A 21004-nucleotide genomic window follows, 5' to 3' on the forward strand; every position below is an offset into this window, starting at 1 on the left:
GTCATGTCGAAGATTTTCATCGATCGGCCCATTTTCGCTTGGGTCATCGCCATCATCATCATGCTGGTCGGCGCTGGCTCGATCTTCAGCCTTCCCGTCGAACAATTCCCCGACATCGCCCCGCCCCAAGTCAATATCCGCGCCAGCTATCCTGGCGCGTCGGCGGACACGCTCGAAACCAGCGTGGCGCAGGTGATCGAACAGCAGCTCCAGGGCATCGACGGATTGCTCTATTTCACGACCAATTCGTCGTCGCGCGGCGCCGTGTCGATCAGCGTGACCTTTGCCAAGGGCACCGACCCCGACATCGCGCAGGTCCAGGTCCAGAACAAGGTGCAGCAAGCGCTCAGCCGCCTGCCGCAACAGGTCCAGCAACAGGGGCTGACCGTCACCAAGTCCAACCCCGACTTCCTGCTGATTGCGGCGATCTATGACACGACCGACCGCAGTACGAACATCGACGTGTCCGATTACATGGTCACCAACCTGCAGGACACGATCGGCCGCCTGAAGGGTGTTGGCGATATCAACGTGTTCGGGTCGCAATATGCGATGCGGATCTGGCTTAACCCGGACAAGCTTTCCGCTGTCGGGCTGATGCCGAGCGATGTCGTGAACGCGATCACCGCGCAGAATGCCGAGGTGGCTGCGGGCGAAATCGGCGCGGTGCCGAGTGGCCCCGACCAGTATCTGGACGCCACTGTCACCGCGCAATCGCGCCTGTCCACGCCGGCACAGTTCGCCGCCATCGTGCTCAAGACTCAGCCCGACGGATCGACCGTCAAGCTGGCCGATGTCGCTCGGGTGGAACTCGGGGCCGAGAGCTACGCGTCGATAAGCCGCGTGAACGGCCATCCGGGCGCGGGCATCGCGATCAGCCTGGCCCCCGGCGCCGACGCGCTCAGCACCGCCGAACTGGTCAAGAAGCAGATCGAAACGTCGTCGAAGAATTTCCCGCCCGGCTACGCATATGATTTCCCGAACGACTCCACGACCTTCATCAAACTGTCGATCGAGGACGTCGTTAAGACCCTGATCGAAGCGATCGTGCTGGTCGTGATCGTCATGTTCGTGTTCCTGCAAAGCTGGCGCGCGACGCTGATCCCGACGATCGCGGTGCCGGTCGTGCTGCTCGGCACGTTCGGCGTGTTCGCCGTCGCCGGTTTCTCGATCAATACGCTGACCCTGTTCGGACTCGTCCTCGCAATCGGCCTGCTCGTCGACGACGCGATCGTCGTGGTCGAGAATGTCGAGCGCGTAATGGAAGAAAATCCGGAGATGTCGCCGCGCGACGCGACGGTGAAGTCGATGGGAGAGATCCAGGTCGCGCTGATCGCCATCGCGCTGGTGCTGTCGGCAGTGTTCCTGCCGATGGCGTTCTTCGGCGGATCGACCGGCGTTATCTATCGCCAATTCTCGCTGACGATCGTGTCGGCGATGGTGCTGTCGGTGATCGTGGCGTTGATCCTGACCCCGGCGCTGACCGCGACCTTGCTCAAGCGCAAGGAGGAAGAGAACCACGACAGCTGGATGTATCGCAAAACCGAAGGCGCACGACGCTGGTTCAACGACCGGTTTGAGCGGTTGGTGGCCTGGTACACCGCGAGGGTATCGCGCGTGGTCGATCGCAAATGGCTGTTCGTCGGCATCTACGCGATCGTCGTCGTGCTGCTCGTGCTGATGTTCGTGCGGCTGCCGACCGGCTTCCTGCCGAACGAGGATCAGGGCTTCGCGCAGCTTCAGTTCAATCTGCCCGGCGGCGCGACGATCAACCGGACCCAGCAAGCGCAGCGGCAGATCGAAGACTATTTCCTCAAGACCGAAGGCAAGAACGTCGCCGCTATCCTCTCTGTGGCGGGTGCCGGCGGGGGCAGCAGCGGCGGCCAGAATGCCGGCCGCGGCTTCGTCGCGCTTGCGCCGTGGGATAAGCGAAGCGGCAGCGACAATACCGCCGATGCGATCACCCGCCGTGCGACACGGGCGCTTAGCGGCCTGCGCGACGTTGAATTCTACGCGACCGTGCCGGCGGCGGTGCGCGGACTCGGCCAGTCGTCGGGCTTCACGATCGAACTGCAGAATACTGGCGGCCTTTCGCGAGACGATTTCAAAGCGGCGCGCGACCGGCTGCTCAACGCTGCACGCGGCGACGCCGATCTCACGAACGTCCGGCTCAGCGACCTACCCGAACAGCCGACGCTCAAGGTCGATATGGACGCGCAGAAACTGTCGGTGCTCGGACTCAGCCAGACCGACGTCAACAACACGCTCTCGACCGCCTGGGGCGGACGCTATGTCAACGATTTCAACGATCGCGGACGCGTAAAGCGGGTCTACGTTCAGGGCGACGCGCCGTATCGCGCATCGCCCGACGACATCGGCAAATGGTTCGTCCGGGGATCGAGCGGCCAAATGGCGCCCTTCTCCGCCTTCGCCTCGACCGGCTGGTCGAACGCGCCGACCTCGCTGAGCCGTTTCAACGGAATCGCGAATTACGAATTTTCGGGCCAACCGGCACAGGGCAAGAGTTCCGGTGAAGCGCTGGCGAAGATGGAGGCGCTCGCCGCGCAAATTCCGGGTGTCTCGGTATCGCTTTCCGGCGCGTCGTATCAGGAACGGTTGGCGTCGGGACAGGCCCCGCTCCTCTATGGCCTGTCGCTGCTCGTCGTGTTCCTGTGCCTCGCCGCGCTCTACGAAAGCTGGACGATCCCGGTCGCGGTGCTGCTGATTATTCCGCTCGGCCTGGTGGGCGCGATCTTCGCCGTCACGCTCCGGGGGCTGCAGAACGACGTCTATCTGCAGATTGGTCTGCTAACGACGATGGGCCTCGCCGCGAAGAACGCGATCCTAATGATCGAGTTCGCCGAGCAGGCGGAAAAATCGGGCAAGCGCGTCATCGACGCCGCGCTGGAGGCCGCACGCATCCGCCTGCGCCCGATCCTGATGACCAGCTTTGCCTTCATCTTCGGCGTGCTGCCGCTGGCGATCTCGACCGGCGCGGGCGCGAACAGCCGCATCGCGATCGGCACGGCGGTGATTGGCGGGATGCTGACGGCGACGTTGCTCGCGGTGTTCTACATTCCGTTGTTCTTCGTGATGGTGCGCCGCGGGGTGCGCGACGGACTGAAGAAGTTGCGGCACGAACCTCCCTCCCCGCCCCCCGAGCCGGAGGCGGCCGCATGATCCGCAAGCTCACCGCACTGGCGTCGATGGCGAGCCTGACGGCCTGCTCGCTCGCACCGGCCTATGTCCGCCCCGAAGCGCCCGTGCCGCAGAGTTGGCCGGTCGGCGACGCCTATCTCGTGTCGAGCGAGGCCGCGCTGCCCGCCGTCCGCTACCAGGACATCTTCCGCGATCCCCGGCTCCAGTCGATCATTTCGCAGGCGCTGGCGAACAATCGCGACCTGCGGGTCGCCGCGGCCAATATCGCAATCGCGCGCGGCCAGTTCCGCATCCAGCGTGCCGAATTGCTGCCGGAAGTCGACGCCAGCGCCGGGGTGACCGCGCGCAACGGCGGCACGGGCACAACCGGCACCGGCACGACGGGGTCGGGCGGCGGCGGCACGCGGACGAGTTTCACGTCGGACATCGGCATCACCGGGTTCGAAATCGACCTGTTCGGCCGCATCCGCTCGCTGACCACGGCGGCGCAGAATCGCTATTTCGCGACCGAGGCGGCGGCGCGCGCGACGCGATTGGCACTGATTGGCGACATCGCTGACGCCTGGCTGACCTATGCGTCGGACAGGAGCTTGCTCGAGATCGCGCAGGATACCGCGGCGAGCGCGGCGAAAAGCGTGGAGCTGACGCAGAAACGCCTCGACGGCGGCATCGCGCCGCGCACCGACTTGCGCCAGGCGCAATTGGTGCTGGACGCGGCAAAATCGGATGTAGCGGCGCAGACCACGGCGGTAGCGCAGGATGTCAACGCGCTGCAATTGCTTGTCGGCGCGCCTGTCGACCCCGCGCTGTTGCCCGATTCGATCGACGAGACGGTGGCGACCGTCGCCGAACTGCCAGCAGGACTGGACTCCTCGATCCTGCTGCGTCGTCCCGACGTGGTCGAAGCCGAATACCAGCTCCGCGCCGCCAATGCGGACATCGGCGCCGCACGCGCGGAACTGTTCCCGCGCATCACGCTGACCGGGCTGATCGGGTTCGCCAGCAATGCCCTGGGCGCGCTGTTCGTCGGCGGCGCGTTCAACTGGCAGGCGGGCGGCGCGGCGAGCTATCCGATCTTCCGCGCGGGTGCCGGCCGCGCCAACGTCGCCGTCAGCAAGGCGCAGCGCGACGCCGCGCTCGCGACCTACGAAAAGGCGATCCAGACCGCGTTCCGCGAAGTCGCCGACGCGCTCGCCCGGCGCGGGACGATCACCGATCAACTCAACGCCACGCGCGATCAGCGCGACGCGGCCGCGGACAATTTCAAGCTGTCGGACGCGCGCTATCGCGGCGGGATCGACAGCTATCTGCAAAGCCTGGACGCGCAACGCTCGCTCTATTCGGCGGAGCGGACGCTAGTGACGACGCAACTCACCCGCGCCGGTAACCTCGTCACGCTTTACCGCGTCCTTGGTGGGGATTCGCTGATGGAGGCGACCAAGGCAGGCCCGCAACCGACCTCCCCCTCCACGCCCTAATACCCGGAAATCGACGCTCGGGTGCATAAGCGGTCAGGCCTATCCGTTTCGCCTGCCGGTCCTCGTCGCGACAAACGAAAGCCGCCGGTCCTGAGACCGGCGGCTTCTTGTTCGATGGTCGACTAAACCGGAGCTACGCGGCCAGCTTTGTAGCAACCTCGGCAATACGACGACCCTGATACCGCGCACCGGCCAGATCGGTCTCGCTCGGCTGGCGGCTGCCGTCCCCGCCCGCTATCGTCGTAGCGCCATAAGGCGCGCCGCCGACCACGTCGGTGTGACCCATCTGCCCCTGATGCCCGTAGTCGAGACCCACAATGGTCAGGCCGAAGTGCAGCAGGTTGGTGATCAGCGAGAACAAGGTCGTCTCGTTACCGCCATGCTGCGTCGCCGACGAGGTGAAGGCACCGCCCACCTTGCCGTGCAGCGCCCCGGTCGCCCACAGGCCGCCCGCAGTATCCCAGAACGACGCCATCTGGCTCGACAGGCGGCCAAAGCGCGTCGGCGACCCGACGATGATCGCATCATAGTTCTTGAGCGCGTCGGGACCCTCGATCACCGGGTGTGCGCTATCAGTCTTGAAGTGCGCCGCCTCGATCACGGCCTGCGGCGCAGTTTCGGGAACGCGGCGAATATCGACTTCGGCGCCCGCCGATCGCGCGCCTTCCGCGACGGCATCTGCCATCTGCTCGATATGACCGTAAGACGAATAATAGAGGACCAGAACCTTGGGCATTGTGCTTCCTTTCGCGTGCGATGAAATAGGGTGCTCCCTCCCCAGGAGGATTGAGGAGGGAGCTGGATCGGCGCGCCCGGGAGGGGGATCTGGCGCGCCGAAAGGGGTCAGTCGGCGTCGACCAGGACGATTTCGGCGTCGTCGATCGCGACGATCGTCACGGTCTGACCTCCCGACAGCGCAGCGCCGTCGCGAGCGTCGAACCGCTGGCCATCGATCTCGATCGAGCCGGTCGCGGGGACCAGATAGGCATGACGCCCCTCTCCGACCGTGTGCGTCAACGTCTCACCAGCCTTGACCGTCGCCGCCATCACGCGAGCGTCGGCCCGGATCGGCAGGGCGTCGCCATCCTCGGCAAACCCGCTCGCCAGCGTCACGAACTTGCCGCTGCGGTCGCCTTTGGGGAACGGCTTTGCGCCCCAACTCGGCGAACCCCCGGTGCGGGTCGGCTCGATCCAGATCTGGAAGAGCGTGGTCGGTTCGGTCTCCAGGTTATATTCGGCATGGCGCACGCCAGTGCCCGCGCTCATCACCTGGACGTCGCCGGCCGCGGTCTTACCGACATTACCCATCGAGTCCTGGTGCGTGATAGCGCCGGTGCGGACATAGGTGATGATTTCCATGTCGCGGTGCGGGTGCGGCGGAAAGCCGCTGTTCGGGCCGATCGTGTCGTCGTTCCATACGCGGATCGCGCCCCAGCTCATCCGCGCCGGATCATAATAATCGGCGAAGCTGAAATGATGCCGGGCATCGAGCCAACCGTGATTGGCATGACCCAGGCTGGCGAACGGGCGGCGTTGAATTTCGGTGTCGGTATCGATCATCTCGGATCTCCTTGCTTGCCGCCAAGATAGGGATTGCGCGCATCGCGTAAATGGAAACGATTGAAACGGATTGTTTCGTGATTTAGGCTCAGCCGCATGAAACTCCCCGATTTCGAAGCGTGGGCCGTCTTCGCCACCGTAGCCGAACAGCGCTCGTTCAGCGCCGCGGCCGATGCGCTCGGGGTATCGAAGGCCACGGTGTCGAAGGCGATCACGCGACTGGAAGCGTCGCTCGGCACGTCGCTATTCCATCGCACCTCGCGCCGCCTGACGCTGACCGAAAGCGGCCATACGCTCGCCGAACACGCGCAACGCATCCTTGCCGAAGGTCACGCGGCGGAGGAAACCGCGCACGATACGGCCAGCGCCCCCGCTGGGATGATCCGCATCGCCGCGCCGATGACGTTCGGGATCGCCTATGTTGCGCCGGCCATAGCAGACTTCATGGCGGCGCATCCGGCGGTGCATATCGATCTGCGGCTGTCCGACGCGAAGGTCGACATCGTCGCGGAGGGCATCGACATCGCGCTGCGCATCGCCGATTTGCCCGACAGCAGCCTTCGCGCACGCCGCCTTGCCCCGGTCGAAACGCGCGTGGTCGCCTCCCCCGCCTATCTCGAACGCCATGGCCGTCCGCGGCATCCGCTCGACCTCGGCGAGCACGACATCTTCGCCTACGCCAACGTGCCGAGCACGACCTGGACCTTTCGCGGCCCCAATGGCGAGGAGGTCGCCGTTCGCCCGAACGGGCGCTTTACCACCGACAGCGGGGATGCGATGCTGCCGCTGCTCCATACGGGGCTGGGGATCGCGCGTTTGCCGGACTTCATCGTGGACACGGAGATCGCGGCGGGGCGGCTGGAGGCGATCCTGACCGACTGGGCGGGTCCGGCGACCGCGCTCCACCTCGTCACTCCTCCCAGCGCGTTGCGGCCGGTGCGCGTCGAACTGCTGATCGAATTTCTCGCCGAACGCTTCCGCCAACTGTGCGCCACCCGTAAATGAAGCGGCTGGCGCCCGATGCCGACGACGCGCGCTTCATCCGCCGCGTCGTCCTGATCATCCTGATCGCCGGACTGACGATTGCGCTCTACCGCGTGGGCACGCTGCTGATCCTGGCGTTCGGATCGGTACTGGGCGCGATCACGATCCACGCCATCGCCGGCCGGCTCCAACGCCACCTCGGCGTGCCCCAACGCTACGCGATATGCCTTGCCATGCTCTCCGCACTGGCGGTGACGGGCTTCCTCGTCTGGCTGCTCACCGCGCAGTTCGGGACGCAGATCAACGCGCTGATCACCGAGACCCCGCAACTGCTAGGACGCCTCGCCGCGTGGATGTCGCAATCGGCGGTCGGCGCCAAGATCGTCGAAGCGGTCAACGTTGCCTATGCGGGCGCGCAGGCTGCGCAGGACCTCAGCGCGTTCGCGCGCGGCGGCGCGGACTTCGTACTCAACACCATCCTGCTCATCGTCGGCTCGATGTTCTTCGCAATGGAGCCCCGGCGCTATCGCGACGGGCTCCTTTTGCTCCTGCCCAAGGACAAGCGCGCCGCGTTCGGCGATGCGTTCGACGATCTCGGCCGCAACCTGCGGCTATGGCTGCGCGCGCAGATCATCCTGATGCTGTTGATGGGCATTTCGATCGGCGTCGGGCTGTGGTTGTCGGGGGTGCCCTCGGCCGCGGCCCTGGGCCTGCTGGCGGGGATCAGCGAGTTCATCCCTTATATCGGCCCGACCGTTGCGATGCTGCCGGCGCTAGGTCTCGCAGCCAATGCCGGCACCGGGCCATTGGTCGGCGCGATCGCGACCTATGCGATCGTCCGCATCGTCCAGGACATGATCGTAACGCCGGTCATTCAGAGCCATGTGATCGCGATACCGCCCGCGATCACATTGTTCGCGATGGTCGGGATCGGCTATATTTTCGGGCTTACCGGCCTGGTATTCGCCGCCCCCCTGTTGGTCGCGATCTTCGCCCTTACGCATTCGCTCTACATCCGCGAAACGCTCGGCGAAAACACTACCCAGATCGATTGACTCCAAACCCGAAACGAGTCCGCCTGACTCGCGATTCCGCACGACTCGTGGAGTCAGGCCGGTTAGCGAAGAATTAACCTTTGTCCTTCAGACACGCTTAGGTTAATGGATTGCGTCGAAGCGCGTCGTGATTGGGCACGGCAGACTTCGAAAACGGGGGAATGCCGCATGCGCGTGCTGCTGATCGAGGACGAGCCGACGACGGCCAAGGCCATCGAGCTGATGCTCACCACCGAAGGCTTCAACGTCTATACGACGGACCTGGGCGAAGAGGGCTTGGACCTCGCCAAGCTCTACGACTACGACATCATCCTGCTCGATTTGAACTTGCCGGACATGCATGGCTACGACGTGCTCAAGAAAGTACGCGTCGCCCGTGTCCAGACGCCGGTGCTGATCCTGTCGGGCATTTCGGAGATGGACAGCAAGGTCCGCTCGTTCGGCTTTGGGGCCGACGATTACGTCACCAAGCCGTTCCACCGCGAGGAACTGACCGCGCGCATCCACGCCGTGGTCCGCCGATCGAAGGGCCATTCTCAGTCGGTTATCAAGACCGGCAAGCTGGCGGTGAACCTCGATGCGAAGACCGTCGAAGTCGACGGCGCCCGCGTCCACCTGACCGGCAAGGAATATGCGATGCTGGAGCTGCTGTCGCTCCGCAAGGGCACGACGCTGACCAAGGAAATGTTCCTGAACCACCTGTACGGCGGGATGGACGAGCCCGAGCTCAAGATCATCGACGTCTTCATCTGCAAGCTGCGCAAGAAGCTCAGCCTGGCGACCGACGGCGAAAATTACATCGAAACCGTCTGGGGCCGCGGCTACGTGCTGCGCGAGGCGGACGAAGTGGTCGCGGCGCAAGTCGCGTAACACTTACCGATTTCCAAGGGGGATGGGCCGCGGCGTTGGAAAGCGCCGCGGCCCTTTTCTTTTCCTACGGCTTCCGCACGTACACCTTCACCCCGCCGATCCAGGTTTCTTCGACCTTGGTTGCACGCAGGTCGGTGGGGCCGGACAGCAACGGGTCGCGGTCGACGATGATGAAGTCGGCGGCTTGGCCGGGTGCGAGGCGACCGAACTTGTCCTCGGCGAACCCGGCATAGGCGGCGCCCTGGGTGAAGGCCCACCACGCCTGTTCGCGCGTCACCTTTTCCTCGGGACGCCAGCCGCCGAACGGTTCACCGTTCGCATCCATGCGGGTGAATGCCGCGGCCCACCCGGCCCACGGATCGGGGCTTTCGACCGGATAGTCGCTGCCGAATGCAAGCGGCACGCCGTTCCTTAGCATGGTCGCCCAGGCATAGGCGCCGGTCAGCCGCTCCGGCCCCAATCGCGCCTCCGCCATCTTCATGTCCGACGTCGCGTGCGTTGGCTGCATCGACGCGATCACCTTCAGGCTCGCGAAGCGCGGCAAGTCGGCGGGATCGACGATCTGGGCGTGCTCGATCCGCCAGCGGCGGTCGCCCTTGTACGTGCCAGACAATGCATCGATCGCGTCGAGTACCTGGCGGTTGGCCTTGTCACCGATCGCGTGGACCGCGACCTGATAGCCGTCCATCGCCGCCCGGCTCATCAAATTCTGCAACAGCGTGTCGGTCATGAAACCGGCGCCCGACTGGCCGGGCGCGTCCTTGTAGGGTTGGAGCAGCCACGCGCCGCGCGAGCCCAGCGCGCCGTCGGCGTACAGCTTGACCCCGCCCATCCGCAGGCGATCTCCATAGAGCCACGGCGTCGGCCCGCTGCCGCCGACGCGGATCGCCGTCTCGACCCCCGCGCCATAGCTCATGATCCGCACCATTAGCGCGCCGCGATCGCCCATCCGCCGCATCGCGAGCCAATCGTCCAGCGACGTACCCATGTCGGCGGTTGCAGTGATGCCGAACGCCAGCAGGATCTCCTGTGCCTTCTGCAGCGCGAAGTCGCGCTCCTTGGGCAAGGGTTGCGGCACCGCTTTCTCGACCAGGCTCATCGCGGCGTCGACGAAGACCCCCGCCGGTTCGACGCCGATCTTCTCGATGCGCCCGCCCGCCGGCGTCGCGGTCTTGGCGGTCACACCCGCCGCCTTGATCGCGGCGCTGTTGGCCCACGCCGCATGCCCGTCCGCCCGGCCCAGCCAGACCGGCCGGTCGCTGACGACGCCGTCCAGGTCAGCCGCGGTGGGGAAGCGGCCCAGCCCCCATTTCTCCTGATTCCACCCGCCGCCGATGATCCATTTCTTCTCCGGATTTGCGGCGACATAGGCCTTGATCTTGGCCTTGGCCTCATCGAGCGTCTTGGTGTCAGACAGATCGAGTTCGAGCGCGCGGAAGCCGAGGTCGAGCACATGGCCATGCGCGTCGATGAAGCCGGGCAGCAGCGTCCGGCCCTTTTCGTTCGACAGCCAGTCGGGTCGTTCAGGGCGCTTGTCGCCCGATTGCAGCAGCCTCACGACCCGGCCGTCGCGACCGATCACGATGCCGGTAAAGTGGATGACGTTGCCCTTGGCGTCCATCGTCATGCCGTTGACGTTGTCGACCAGCCCGTCGGCGAGCGCGGGGGTCGCGACCAGCGACAGGGCAGTCGCTGCGACGACTAGCTTGGGGAACGTACGCTTCACTTCGGCAATCTCCTCACGAGCGCACTGGTGTCCTGCCGCGCGCCGCCCATCTTCTGCACCTCGGCATAGAATTGATCGACTAGCGCGGTCATCGGGAGCAGCGCGCCATTGCGCCCCGCTTCGTCGAGCGCGAGGCCCAGATCCTTGCGCATCCAGTCGATCGCGAAGCCGAAATCGAATTCGTCCTTGGCCATGGTCGGCCAGCGATTGACCATTTGCCAGCTTTGCGCCGCGCCGCCCGAGATCGCCTCCAGCACCTTGTCCAGATCAAGCTTGCTCGCCTGGGCAAACCGCAAAGCTTCGCTCACGCCCTGCAACACCCCGGCGATCGCGATCTGGTTAACCATCTTGGTTGTCTGGCCTGCCCCAGGTCCACCGATATGGACGATCCGCGTTGCATAGGCCTGCATCAGCGGCTCGGCGATCGCCATCGCTTCCGTCGCCCCCCCGCACATGATCGACAGCTTGCCGTCCTCCGCGCCGGCCTGGCCGCCCGATACCGGGGCATCCACCGCCAGCAAGCCGCGCTTCCCCGCTTCGTCGGCCAGCCGTCGTGCGATGTCGGCGGATACCGTCGTATGGTCGATGAACACCGCGCCCTCGCGCATCGCGCCGAACGCGCCCTCTGTGCCCAGCGTCACTGCGGCGAGATCATCGTCATTGCCGACGCACGTCAGCACCGCGTCCTGATCGCGCGCCGCTTCGGCGGGCGTCGCCGCGCTCCTGCCGCCATGCTGCGCGACCCACGCCACCGCCTTGTCCGCGGTGCGGTTATAGACCGTGACGTCGTGCCCCGCCGCCGCCAGATGCCGCGCGATCGGTGCGCCCATCACGCCCAGCCCGATGAAAGCTACCTTTGCCATCACCGGCGCATAAGCCGTGTTCCCCCGCCACACCAGATGGTCTAGGCGGCGGTTCATGACTTCCCCCATCCCCGTCACGATCGACGATGTCCGCGCCGCGCACGAACGCATCCGCTCCAACATCGTCCGCACACCGACTTTCATCAGCAAGACGCTGAGCGACCTGACCGGGGCCACGGTCTATCTGAAGTTTGAGAATTTGCAGTTCACCGCCGCCTATAAGGAACGTGGGGCGCTCAACACGCTGCTGCTGCTCGACGACGAGGCCCGGTCGAAGGGCGTGATCGCGGCATCGGCGGGCAACCATGCGCAGGGTCTCGCCTATCACGCCAACCGGCTCGGCATCCCATCGGTCATCGTCATGCCGACCAACACGCCCATCGTGAAGGTGACTCAGACCGAAGGGCATGGCGCGACGGTGATCCTGGAAGGCGACACGTTCGACGCCGCCTACGCCTATGCTCGCGAGCTGGAGGCGGAGCGTGGTTACACGTTCGTCCATCCCTTTGACGATCCCCGCGTGGTCGCCGGTGCGGGGACGCTGGCCATCGAAATGCTGGAAGACGTGTCGGCGATCGACACGTTCATCACGCCCATCGGCGGCGGCGGGCTGATCAGCGGGATGTCGATCGTCGCGAAGGCGGCGGATCATCCGGTGTCGGTGATCGGAGTAGAGGCCGAGCTGTTCCCCTCGATGTACAACCGCATCAAGGGCACGCAATATCCCTGCGGCGGCGATACGCTGGCGGAGGGCATCGCAGTCAAGGAACCGGGCGGGATCACCTCAGGCATCGTCCGCGAACTGGTCGACGACATCGTGCTGGTCAGCGAGCGCAACCTCGAACACGCGGTCAGCCTGTTGCTGCAGATCGAGAAATCGGTGGTCGAGGGCGCGGGTGCTGCCGGCCTCGCGGCGTTGCTCGATCATCCCGAGCGATTCGCCGGCAAGACGGTCGGCGTGGTGCTGTGCGGCGGCAATATCGACACGCGGTTGCTCGCCAACGTGCTGCTGCGCGATCTCGCGCGGTCAGGACGGCTGGCGCGCCTCCGCATCAAGCTGCAGGATCAGCCGGGCGCGCTGTTCCATGTCGCACGCATCTTCCACGAACAGCGGATCAACATCATCGAGGTCTATCACCAGCGCGTGTTCACCTCGCTGCCGGCCAAGGGGCTGATCACCGACATCGAGTGCGAGGCGCGCGACCGCGATCATCTCGACCGCCTGATCGCCGCACTGAAGGCCGCCGACTATGAAGTGAGCCCTGTCGAACTGGCATGAAAAAAGGGCGGCGCGCCGAAACGCACCGCCCTTTCATCTAACGCTGTAAAGCGATTAGGGGCTCTTGGCCTTGTTGTCCTTGCTCGAACCGATCGCGACAGCCGCGATAACACCGGCGACAATAAGAACAGCAAAGATGACACCAGTGCCAGCAGCCTTGCTGTTATTGCTGGTCGGCGTGCTCGCGCGGACGCTCTTGGCGACCGACAGCGACGCCGCCGGATTCGCCGGCGCAGCCGACGCGGCGACCGGCATCGCGGCAACAGCCACGGCAGCCAGAGCGCCAATCATTGACTTAATCATGCGGCAGTCTCCCTTTTGATACTTACGTCGCCATGCAACATGACGCCGGAACTCCGTATCAGTTCCCGGTCCTACAAAAGAATCGCCGGAATGCAAGCTTTTCGGCGGGTTTTTGCTAGCTGCACGAGTTTAACGACAGGTTAGTCCGTTCACCGTTGCGGCGATGCAACTGTTCCGGCCGGTCGCAGGCGCGGTCCTGACGCCTTGGCGCCCAGCGCGTTGATGTCGTCGAGCGCCCGGATAAGGTCGCGATATTTCGGATTATCGCGGAGCTGCTGTATGAGCGTCACGCTATGCTCGCGGCCGTTCGACCGTCGCGTCAGCGTGCAGTCGACGCCGTCCATGACATAGGGCTTTTGCGGCGGCACGACTCGCCGTTCGAAGCGGGCGAGATCGAGTTCGCGCCAGATTCGGCTCACTTCGGCACGCGACGCGCGAGCATGCTGCACGTCGGGCGACCGCCGCGTCACCTTCGACACTTGCCCGGTCGCCAGCACACGGACGACTTCGTGGCGACCGTCGATCCCGCCCGCACATACTGTCTCCACATAATCGACCCCCGCCGGGGCAAAGGGCAATACCGGCGGCATCCGCTGCGCAAGCGCCGGCGAGGCGACGGCGGCGATCAACGCGAACAACACAACGCGCATCCAGACTCTCCTTCGTCTAATCGACTACAGAATCGCGCCTGAACCCAACCTTGCGACGAAGCGAATCGGGCGTGCGGCGGACGCCCTTGCCTCGTCGAGTCGCGAGGATCATTGTGACTGCGGAAAGGCCCTTGCCTGCCCTCCCCGCGCCGTTAACCTTCTTTCATGGTAAAGCCGCTTTTCATCATGCGCGGCGCGATTCATAGTGGGCGCGTTCGCCGGATTCGCCGGCATTTGAAGGGGATCAACCGGCGGTGACCGCGCCTTTCCGTTTTCCGCGCTTTTTCGTGACATCGCCGTCGCCCTGCCCCTATCTCCCGGGGCGTCAGGAGCGGAAGGTGTTTACAGAGCTCAACGGCCCGCACGCCGGCGAGCTCAACGACGCGCTGGGCCGGATCGGTTTTCGCCGCAGCCAGTCGGTCGCGTACCGCCCGAGCTGCGTCGGTTGCTCGGCCTGCGTGTCGGTCCGCGTCGTCACTCCGGACTTCAAGCCCAACGCCACCCAGCGCAAGATCCTGCGCCGCCACGCCGACTTGGAAGTCACCGCCTGCAACCCCTGGGCGACCGATGAACAATTCCAGCTGCTCCGCCGCTATCTCTCGGCGCGCCACCCGTCCGGGGGCATGACGCTGATGGACGACGGCGATTATGCCGACATGGTCGAGCAGTCGCCGGTCAATTCGGTGGTCGTCGAATATCGCGAGCCGAGCCTGCACGGCGAGCGGGGCCGGCTGGTCGGGGCATGCCTGACCGATCAACAGGCCGATGGCCTCAGCATGATCTACAGCTTCTTCGTCGCCGATGACGCCACGCGTCCGAGCCTGGGCAACTTCATCATCATGGATCACATCATGCGCGCGCGCGCCGCGGGCCTGCCCTATGTCTATCTCGGCTATTGGGTGAAGGGGTCGGCGCGGATGACCTACAAGACGCGCTATCGCCCGCTCGAAGTGCTCGGACCGAACGGCTGGAGTCTGCTGGCCGATGAGAATGCCAGCTATTCGCCGCCGGTCCATCCGGTCGAACAGGCGCTCGCGCTGTCGGGCGAGCTGGCCTAGACCCCGCTGACCGCCGCGATCCCGGCAAGGTCGAGCGCGCTCGCGACGCGGGCGTGATCTTCGCCTGCCGACAGGCCGAGCACCGGATCGAACCCGACCCAGCCGATTCCGTCGACATACGCCTCCGCCCAGATATGCGGGCGCGACCCGCCATCGACCGCAAGATACCCCGACACGCAACGCGCTGGACGGGATAACCGCCGGGCGACGGTCACGAACGACCCGACCAGCACGTCGCTCGAATCGGCGTCGGCGCGCCGGTGCAGCGCGACGTTGGCGAGATGCAGCCGTTCGATCGGGTCGTTGACCGCTTCCCCCGCCTCGATCGCCAGCGCGGTCAGTTCGGGCACCGGGTCGTCGCCGGGGCGCAGGAACAATGCCGGCGGCAACGGTTCAGGATGCGCGGCGCTTAGGATGCCGCTCGACGGGCCGGTGAATACTTCCCCGGTAACGTGGAACTGGATGCCGTCGATCGGCCCCTCGGCATAGACCATCGTCAGCACGTTGCCGTATCCATCGCGCCCCGTCCGCAACCGCGCGTCGCAGTCGGGGCCGATCCGCCAGCCCGACACCGTCTGGTCGTGACTATCTTCCGGCGTGACGCGCAGCGACAGGGCAACGGACGAGCGGGCGAAGGGGAAATCGACGGTCAGCGTGTGGTCGATGACGATCCGCATCAGGCGAACTTGAACTGCCGACCGATCGCGAAGTGGAGTTGGGCATTCTCCTCGAGGAACGCCTCGAGATACTGGTGAAGCCCGCTGACGATGATATCGGCCGACCGGGTCTTGGCGATGCGCGTGTGCCGGGCGCGCGCCATGCGGTCCGCCTCGCCGTGGCGCCCGGTGCGCTTGGCGAGCTGCGACAGCAACTCGACCGTCTCCTCTGCCGACGCCGCCATGCTGCGCGGCAGTTCGTGGCGCGCGATCAACAGGTCGATGACGTTCGCCGGCTGCAACCCGTCATTGTAGAGCCAGCGATAGGCGGTGACGGCCGACACGGTCTGCAGGATCGTCGTCCACTGGTCGCGATCGACCACGCCGCCGACATTTTCCCCGTCGGGCAGCAGGATGTGGTACTTCACGTCGAGCAGACGCGCGGTGTTGTCCGCGCGCTCGACCGCTTGGCCGAGCCGGATGAACCACGTCGTCTGGTTGCGCAGCATCCGATGAATCGCGCCCTCGAATCCGCGAGTCTCCGCCTTGACCGCCTCGATCAGGTTCATCGTTGCGGTCGCGCCACCAGGCGACGAACGGCCGTCGAACAGCAGCCAGGCGCGGTTTATCCCCGTCCACGCCTCTCGCGTCAGCGCCGTGCGCACCGCGCGGGCGTTGGTCCGCGCCATGTCGAGACAACGGATGATCGAGCCGGGATGGCTGGTGTCGAGCGTCAGAAAGCGCGCGACCGATTGCTGGCCGATCGTGGCGCCACTGTCCTTGAACGCTTCCTCGGCGTCGATCACGGCGAGCGCGCTGCCCCAGGCGATGTCCCCCGCCGGCCGCGGCGACAGCACGTCGAGCCGCACCGTCGCTTCCACCAGCCGCGCGATGAAATCGGCGCGCTCGACGTAACGGCCGAGCCAGTAAAGCGACGAGGCGGTCCGCGACAGCATCAGGCCGACACCTGCGACTGGCTCTGGCCCGGCCCGTTGTCCATCAGCACGAAGCTGTCCTTGGTCCCGCCGCCCTGCGAAGAATTGACCACCAGCGACCCTTCGCGCAGCGCGACGCGCGTCAGCCCCCCCGGCACGACCTGAATACCCTTCGATCCCGTCAGCACGAACGGCCGGAAATCGACGTGTCGGGGCGCGAGACCGGCTTCGACCAGCGTCGGCACGGTCGACAGCGCGAGCGTCGGCTGGGCGATGTAGCGCTGCGGCTCGGCGACGAGCGCGGCACGGAAGTTCGCGATCTCGTCCTTCGACGCGGTCGGTCCGACCAGCATGCCGTAACCGCCCGACCCGTCGACCAGCTTCACCACCAGCTCGTCGAGATGATCGAGCGTGTATTTCAGCGCGTCCGGCTCGCGGCAGCGGAAGGTCTGCACGTTGGGCAGCTTCGCCTCGGCGCCCGTATAATAGCGCACGATCTCCGGCATGTAGCTGTAGATCGCCTTGTCGTCGGCAATGCCGTTTCCGGGCGCGTTGATGATCGCCACGTTCCCGGCAGCATACGCCGCGATCAGCCCGCTCACGCCGATCGCCGAGTCCGGGCGGAACACCAGGGGATCGAGGAAATCGTCATCGATGCGCCGGTAGATGACGTCGACCTTCACCCGCCCCGCGATCGTCCGCATCCACACGATGTCGTCATCGACCACCAGATCGGCCGCCTCGACCAGTTCGACGCCCATCGAATCGGCGAGGAAGCTATGTTCGTAATACGCCGAGTTGAAGTGGCCCGGCGTCAGCACGACGCACACCGGGTTGCTGCCCGTTCCCGGCGGCGCGACCGACTTCATCGTCTGGAGCAGCCGGTCCGGATAGGAATCCACCGCCGCCACGCGGAACTGACGGAACAGTTCCGGGCAGAGCCGCAGCATCGCCTCGCGATTTTCGAGCATGTAGCTGACGCCCGATGGCGTCCGCGCATTGTCTTCCAGCACGAAGAAATCGTCCGGCCCGGTACGCACCAGGTCGATCCCGCAAATGTGCGCCCAGATGCCGTGCGGCGGGCGCATCCCGGCAATCTCCGGGCGGAACTGGGGATTGCCGAAGATCAGGTCGTCGGGAAGGATACCCTCCTTCAGGATCCTTCGCTCGCCATAGATGTCGTCGAGGAACAGGTTGATCGCCTCGACCCGCTGGACCAGGCCCTCGCTCAGCCGCTCCCATTCGTCCTTCAGGAACACGCGCGGCACGATGTCGAACGGGATGATCCGCTCGCTCGCATCCTCGTCGCCATAGACCGCGAAGGTGATGCCCAGCTGGCGGAAGGTCGCTTCGGCGGATTGCTGGCGGCGGCGGAGTTCAGCGTCGTCGGTGGTGTCGAGCCATTCGCCGAGCGCGCCGAGCGCGGGGCGCGGCTGGCCTGACCCGGCGGTCCCCATGATCTCGTCGAACGCCGGTCCTACTGCCATTCATCCCCCGAACACGCCGCACGTCGCGACAACGCCATGCTGCTATGGATTGTTGCGCCGCACAAGGGGGTGTTGCGCGGGACGTTACTGCGCGATCGCGCTTTCCTTCCGCCACTGCTTGTCGAACGCAGCGCGCGCCTCGGCGACCAGTGCCGGCAACAGCGTCGGTTGCAGGAACTGATCGCCCTTCAGCGTCGTCACGTCCGCCTGTTCGGGATGCGCGGGCAGCACGACGTCGGCCCTGAGTTTCGCCATCCGGTCGAACGTCGCGCGATAATCGGCGACGATGCCGGGATATTGCTTGTTGCCCATCAGCTTGTTGCCGGCGACCGTCATGCTGCACGGGAACACGACGGTCTTCACCCCTGCCTTGACTCGCACTGGCAGCACCCAGGTCGTGCATCCCGCCGTGTGTCCGGGCGTCGCCAGCGCGGTCATCGTCACGCCGCCCAGCGTCACCTTGTCGCCATCCACCAGCACGCGATCCACCTTCACCGGCGCGAAAGTCCCGACATAATTCTGGTCGCCGAAATGCTTGCCGTTCTCGAGCGCCCAGACATCGCCCTTCATCGCCATCATGGCAGCGCCCGTGTCGCGTTTCAGGTGCGCCAGGCCCCCGGCATGGTCGAAATGGGCATGGCTGTTGAGCAGGATTTTCACGTCGCTGAGCTTGATCCCCAACGACTTGATATTCGCCTCGATCGCCGGGACGTTCGCCTCCATCGTCCCGTCGAGCAGGATTGCGCCCTTGGGCGTCGTGATCAGATACGCGGCGAGCCCCTCGCTCCCGACATAATAGATGTTGCCGATGATGTGGAACGGCTTGATCGGCCGCGTCCATTCAGTCGGGTCGCTCGCGCCAATTGCGAGCAGGGCCGACAGCGCGACGATCATCCGGGCGATCATAATTCCTCCAGCATCAACGGGGTCAGCACTTGTGGCAAAACAGTGGGGGCGGCGTCACCTGGGGAATAGTACAGGTACAACGGCACACCGGCGCGGTTGTGCGATTCGATGAAGCGGCCGAGCACCGGATCCCCGTTTGTCCAGTCGCCAACCAGCACGGCGATATTCTTGGCGCGAAACGCCGCCTGCACGCGATCGGTGTCGATCGCCACGCGCTCGTTGACCTTGCACGCGACGCACCAGTCGGCGGTGAAATAGACGAACACCGGGCGGCCTTGCGCACGGAGAGCGGCGAGTTTGGCTTCGCTGAAGGCATTGGCCTCGGCCGTAGAGGTGGCGGCCTGCGCAGGCCTATGCTGGATCAGCCACACGCCGGACACGGCGATCGCAAGCAGGATCACGACCGCCGGGACGCCGAAGCCCCGCCCGCGCGCCTGACGCCGACCCGCCGCCCATAGCACGATCGCGAACCCCAACGCGACGAGCAGCGACAGGCCCATCGCGTCGACCCCCGCCTCCTTGCCCAGCACCCAGGCCAGCGCCACCGCGGTCAACCACATCGGGATCGACAGGATGCGGCGCAGATTCTCCATCCACGCGCCGGGCCGGGGCAACCGCTTGCGCAGCGCCGGGATGTAGCCGAGCAGCAGGAACGGCAGCGCCAGCCCCAGGCCCAACCCGCCGAACACCGCCAGTGCCGCCGGCCAGGGCAGCACCAGGGCCGCGCCCAGCGCCACGCCCATGAATGGCCCCGCACACGGCGTCGCGACGAATGCCGCCAGCGCGCCGGTCGCGAACGCGCCGCTCGCCCCGCCCGCGCTACCGGCGAAACGCGGCACCGGCAGTTCGAACGCGCCCGCGAGATTGAGCGCGATCCCCACCGTCAACAGGAGCAGCAGGATGACGACGCGCGGATCTTGCAACTGAAATGCCCAGCCGACCGCGCTGCCGCCCGCGCGCAACGCCAGGATCGTCGCGCCGAGCGCCAGGCACGTCGCCACAGCCCCACCGGTATAGGCCAGCGCTTCATGCCGCGCGCCGCGCTCGTCGCCGCCGGCGCGGGCGAGGCTGAGCGCCTTGAGGCTCAGGATCGGGAACACGCACGGCATGACGTTCAGGATCAGCCCGCCGAGGACCGCCCCGGCAAAGGCGAACAGCACCGCGCTCCAATCGCTTCCCGATGCCGTCCCGGCGGCCACTGTCCCCGGCGACGCCGTCACCGCCAGCGCGCGGCCGTCGACGCTCAGCACGCCGACGATCGTCCCACCGCCCTTGCCCCCGGTCATAATGATCAACCGGTCGCCGTCGCGGCGCACGACCTGCGGCGCCGCATAGTCGATCACGTTCCGCGACACCGGGTAGAAATAGGCCCCATCGCCCTTCGCGCTCGCCGGATAGGGCACAGCGATCCGCATCTGCCCGTTCGCCGCCTGATAGGTCGCCGGAGAGCCAATCGGTTTCGGCAGTGCCTGCCGCCACGCGTCGAACGTCGCGCGCTGCGCGGGATCGATCGCGCCGTCACCAACCGTCAGCGTGATTGCGAAATCGCCCTGTTCGGGCACGCACAGCTGCGTCGTGCAGACCAGATACGCCATGTGCAGCTTGATCGGCAGCGGCGTGCCGACCGCCAGTCCCGCCGGCACCTTCAGCCGGGCGATCGGCGCATAGGGCTGTTCGAACACATAGTTCATCAGATTGGCGATCAGCAGCCGCTGCGGCGCGGGATACGCCACTTCGCCGACCGTCACGCCCGTCGGCAGCGTCCAGTCGAGCTTCGCCGGAAAACCGGCGTCGCCGGGGTTCTGCCAATAGCCGTGCCATCCGGGCTGCGGCGTCGTGTCGAGCGCGATCGCAACGTCGCTGCCCGCTTTGGGCGAATCGCTTTCCGCGATCAGGCTGATACGCAAATGCGGCCCCGGCTGGCTCGACGCGTCCTGCGCCCGCGCCGGCCCCGCCAACGCCGCGAACGCCGCGAACGCCAGCAATATCGTCACAATCATGAAACCGAACGCGCGCATCGCCATGCCTTGTCACC

Annotated in this window: 18 protein-coding genes; 7 read left to right on the forward strand and 11 right to left on the reverse strand. The window is 65.8% G+C overall.

What is annotated here, in order from left to right; genetic code table 11:
* The first annotated feature begins 3 nt into the window (after positions 1-3).
* The gene (locus J0J06_RS15165; protein WP_294043525.1) at positions 4-3180 is read left to right on the forward strand and encodes a multidrug efflux RND transporter permease subunit; all 3177 of its coding nucleotides are present in this window, start codon (positions 4-6) and stop codon (positions 3178-3180) included.
* Positions 3177-4637 (forward strand): efflux transporter outer membrane subunit, encoded by a 1461-nt coding sequence (locus J0J06_RS15170; RefSeq protein ID WP_294043527.1) that lies wholly within the window; start codon positions 3177-3179, stop codon positions 4635-4637. The genes J0J06_RS15165 and J0J06_RS15170 overlap by 4 nt, the downstream gene beginning before the upstream one ends.
* Positions 4638-4770: 133 nt before the next feature.
* Here the strand turns inward: J0J06_RS15170 and wrbA are convergent, their stop codons facing one another.
* Positions 4771-5373 carry an NAD(P)H:quinone oxidoreductase gene (wrbA, locus tag J0J06_RS15175; RefSeq protein WP_294043529.1) on the reverse strand — a complete coding sequence of 201 codons (603 nt, stop codon included), beginning with the start codon at positions 5371-5373 and terminating at the stop codon, positions 4771-4773.
* Between the two features lie 107 nt (positions 5374-5480).
* Positions 5481-6197: a pirin family protein gene (locus tag J0J06_RS15180; RefSeq protein ID WP_294043531.1), complete on the reverse strand. Its 717-nt coding sequence runs from the start codon at positions 6195-6197 to the stop codon at positions 5481-5483.
* 96 nt (positions 6198-6293) lie between these two features.
* Between J0J06_RS15180 and J0J06_RS15185 the strand changes: the two genes are divergently transcribed.
* The 3 genes from J0J06_RS15185 (at position 6294) to ctrA (ending at position 9106) form a co-directional block, all read left to right on the forward strand.
* Complete coding sequence (locus J0J06_RS15185) at positions 6294-7202, forward strand: LysR family transcriptional regulator (RefSeq protein WP_294043533.1); 909 nt, start codon at positions 6294-6296, stop codon at positions 7200-7202.
* A complete protein-coding gene (locus J0J06_RS15190; RefSeq protein ID WP_294043535.1) occupies positions 7199-8236 on the forward strand; it encodes an AI-2E family transporter in 1038 nt (345 codons plus the stop codon). Before J0J06_RS15185 ends, J0J06_RS15190 begins: the two co-directional genes overlap by 4 nt.
* A 168-nt stretch (positions 8237-8404) precedes the next feature.
* The gene (gene ctrA / locus J0J06_RS15195; protein ID WP_294043537.1) at positions 8405-9106 is read left to right on the forward strand and encodes a response regulator transcription factor CtrA; all 702 of its coding nucleotides are present in this window, start codon (positions 8405-8407) and stop codon (positions 9104-9106) included.
* Positions 9107-9170: 64 nt separating this feature from the next.
* Here ctrA and J0J06_RS15200 read toward each other — a convergent pair whose 3' ends face one another.
* Together J0J06_RS15200 and J0J06_RS15205 are read right to left on the reverse strand one after the other, a co-directional pair.
* Positions 9171-10832: an amidohydrolase family protein gene (locus tag J0J06_RS15200; protein WP_294043539.1), complete on the reverse strand. Its 1662-nt coding sequence runs from the start codon at positions 10830-10832 to the stop codon at positions 9171-9173.
* Positions 10829-11695, reverse strand: coding sequence for an NAD(P)-dependent oxidoreductase (locus J0J06_RS15205; protein ID WP_294043740.1), 867 nt, complete (start codon positions 11693-11695; stop codon positions 10829-10831). Before J0J06_RS15205 ends, J0J06_RS15200 begins: the two co-directional genes overlap by 4 nt.
* A 55-nt stretch (positions 11696-11750) precedes the next feature.
* Between J0J06_RS15205 and J0J06_RS15210 the strand changes: the two genes are divergently transcribed.
* The gene (locus tag J0J06_RS15210; protein WP_294043541.1) at positions 11751-12974 is read left to right on the forward strand and encodes a threonine ammonia-lyase; all 1224 of its coding nucleotides are present in this window, start codon (positions 11751-11753) and stop codon (positions 12972-12974) included.
* Positions 12975-13028: 54 nt separating this feature from the next.
* On the opposite strand, the gene J0J06_RS15215 is transcribed toward J0J06_RS15210, so the two are convergent.
* Together J0J06_RS15215 and J0J06_RS15220 are read right to left on the reverse strand one after the other, a co-directional pair.
* Positions 13029-13277, reverse strand: coding sequence for a hypothetical protein (locus J0J06_RS15215; protein WP_294043543.1), 249 nt, complete (start codon positions 13275-13277; stop codon positions 13029-13031).
* Between the two features lie 149 nt (positions 13278-13426).
* Positions 13427-13927 carry a hypothetical protein gene (locus J0J06_RS15220; protein WP_294043545.1) on the reverse strand — a complete coding sequence of 167 codons (501 nt, stop codon included), beginning with the start codon at positions 13925-13927 and terminating at the stop codon, positions 13427-13429.
* A 254-nt stretch (positions 13928-14181) separates the two neighbouring features.
* Between J0J06_RS15220 and J0J06_RS15225 the strand changes: the two genes are divergently transcribed.
* Positions 14182-14985: an arginyltransferase gene (locus J0J06_RS15225; protein WP_294043547.1), complete on the forward strand. Its 804-nt coding sequence runs from the start codon at positions 14182-14184 to the stop codon at positions 14983-14985.
* Here J0J06_RS15225 and J0J06_RS15230 read toward each other — a convergent pair.
* From J0J06_RS15230 to J0J06_RS15250, 5 genes are all read right to left on the reverse strand, one after another.
* A complete protein-coding gene (locus J0J06_RS15230; RefSeq protein ID WP_294043549.1) occupies positions 14982-15662 on the reverse strand; it encodes a transglutaminase family protein in 681 nt (226 codons plus the stop codon). The two genes, J0J06_RS15225 and J0J06_RS15230, sit on opposite strands and share 4 nt — an antisense overlap.
* Positions 15662-16597, reverse strand: coding sequence for an alpha-E domain-containing protein (locus tag J0J06_RS15235; protein WP_294043551.1), 936 nt, complete (start codon positions 16595-16597; stop codon positions 15662-15664). Before J0J06_RS15235 ends, J0J06_RS15230 begins: the two co-directional genes overlap by 1 nt.
* Positions 16597-18063 (reverse strand): circularly permuted type 2 ATP-grasp protein, encoded by a 1467-nt coding sequence (locus tag J0J06_RS15240; RefSeq protein WP_294043553.1) that lies wholly within the window; start codon positions 18061-18063, stop codon positions 16597-16599. The genes J0J06_RS15235 and J0J06_RS15240 overlap by 1 nt, the downstream gene beginning before the upstream one ends.
* 84 nt (positions 18064-18147) lie before the next feature.
* On the reverse strand, positions 18148-18969 hold the full coding sequence (gene bla, locus J0J06_RS15245; protein ID WP_294043555.1) for a subclass B3 metallo-beta-lactamase: 822 nt from the start codon (positions 18967-18969) through the stop codon (positions 18148-18150).
* Positions 18966-20987, reverse strand: a complete 2022-nt coding sequence (locus J0J06_RS15250) for a thioredoxin family protein (protein WP_294043741.1) — start codon at positions 20985-20987, stop codon at positions 18966-18968. Before J0J06_RS15250 ends, bla begins: the two co-directional genes overlap by 4 nt.
* Between the last annotated feature and the right edge of the window lie 17 nt (positions 20988-21004).

The sequence above is a fragment of the Sphingomonas sp. genome, assembly GCF_017304615.1.
In the GTDB taxonomy this organism is placed as follows: Bacteria; Pseudomonadota; Alphaproteobacteria; order Sphingomonadales; family Sphingomonadaceae; genus Sphingomonas.

Coding starts and splice junctions, on each gene's coding strand:
- J0J06_RS15165 (WP_294043525.1), top strand. CDS start 4: ATGTCGAAGATTTTCATCGATCGGCCCATTTTCGCTTGGGTCATCGCC.
- J0J06_RS15230 (WP_294043549.1), bottom strand. CDS start 15,662: ATGCGGATCGTCATCGACCACACGCTGACCGTCGATTTCCCCTTCGCC.
- J0J06_RS15220 (WP_294043545.1), bottom strand. CDS start 13,927: ATGCGCGTTGTGTTGTTCGCGTTGATCGCCGCCGTCGCCTCGCCGGCG.
- J0J06_RS15240 (WP_294043553.1), bottom strand. CDS start 18,063: ATGGCAGTAGGACCGGCGTTCGACGAGATCATGGGGACCGCCGGGTCA.
- ctrA (WP_294043537.1), top strand. CDS start 8,405: ATGCGCGTGCTGCTGATCGAGGACGAGCCGACGACGGCCAAGGCCATC.
- J0J06_RS15215 (WP_294043543.1), bottom strand. CDS start 13,277: ATGATTAAGTCAATGATTGGCGCTCTGGCTGCCGTGGCTGTTGCCGCG.
- J0J06_RS15170 (WP_294043527.1), top strand. CDS start 3,177: ATGATCCGCAAGCTCACCGCACTGGCGTCGATGGCGAGCCTGACGGCC.
- bla (WP_294043555.1), bottom strand. CDS start 18,969: ATGATCGCCCGGATGATCGTCGCGCTGTCGGCCCTGCTCGCAATTGGC.
- J0J06_RS15205 (WP_294043740.1), bottom strand. CDS start 11,695: ATGGCAAAGGTAGCTTTCATCGGGCTGGGCGTGATGGGCGCACCGATC.
- J0J06_RS15210 (WP_294043541.1), top strand. CDS start 11,751: ATGACTTCCCCCATCCCCGTCACGATCGACGATGTCCGCGCCGCGCAC.
- J0J06_RS15180 (WP_294043531.1), bottom strand. CDS start 6,197: ATGATCGATACCGACACCGAAATTCAACGCCGCCCGTTCGCCAGCCTG.
- J0J06_RS15185 (WP_294043533.1), top strand. CDS start 6,294: ATGAAACTCCCCGATTTCGAAGCGTGGGCCGTCTTCGCCACCGTAGCC.
- J0J06_RS15235 (WP_294043551.1), bottom strand. CDS start 16,597: ATGCTGTCGCGGACCGCCTCGTCGCTTTACTGGCTCGGCCGTTACGTC.
- J0J06_RS15190 (WP_294043535.1), top strand. CDS start 7,199: ATGAAGCGGCTGGCGCCCGATGCCGACGACGCGCGCTTCATCCGCCGC.
- J0J06_RS15250 (WP_294043741.1), bottom strand. CDS start 20,987: ATGCGCGCGTTCGGTTTCATGATTGTGACGATATTGCTGGCGTTCGCG.
- wrbA (WP_294043529.1), bottom strand. CDS start 5,373: ATGCCCAAGGTTCTGGTCCTCTATTATTCGTCTTACGGTCATATCGAG.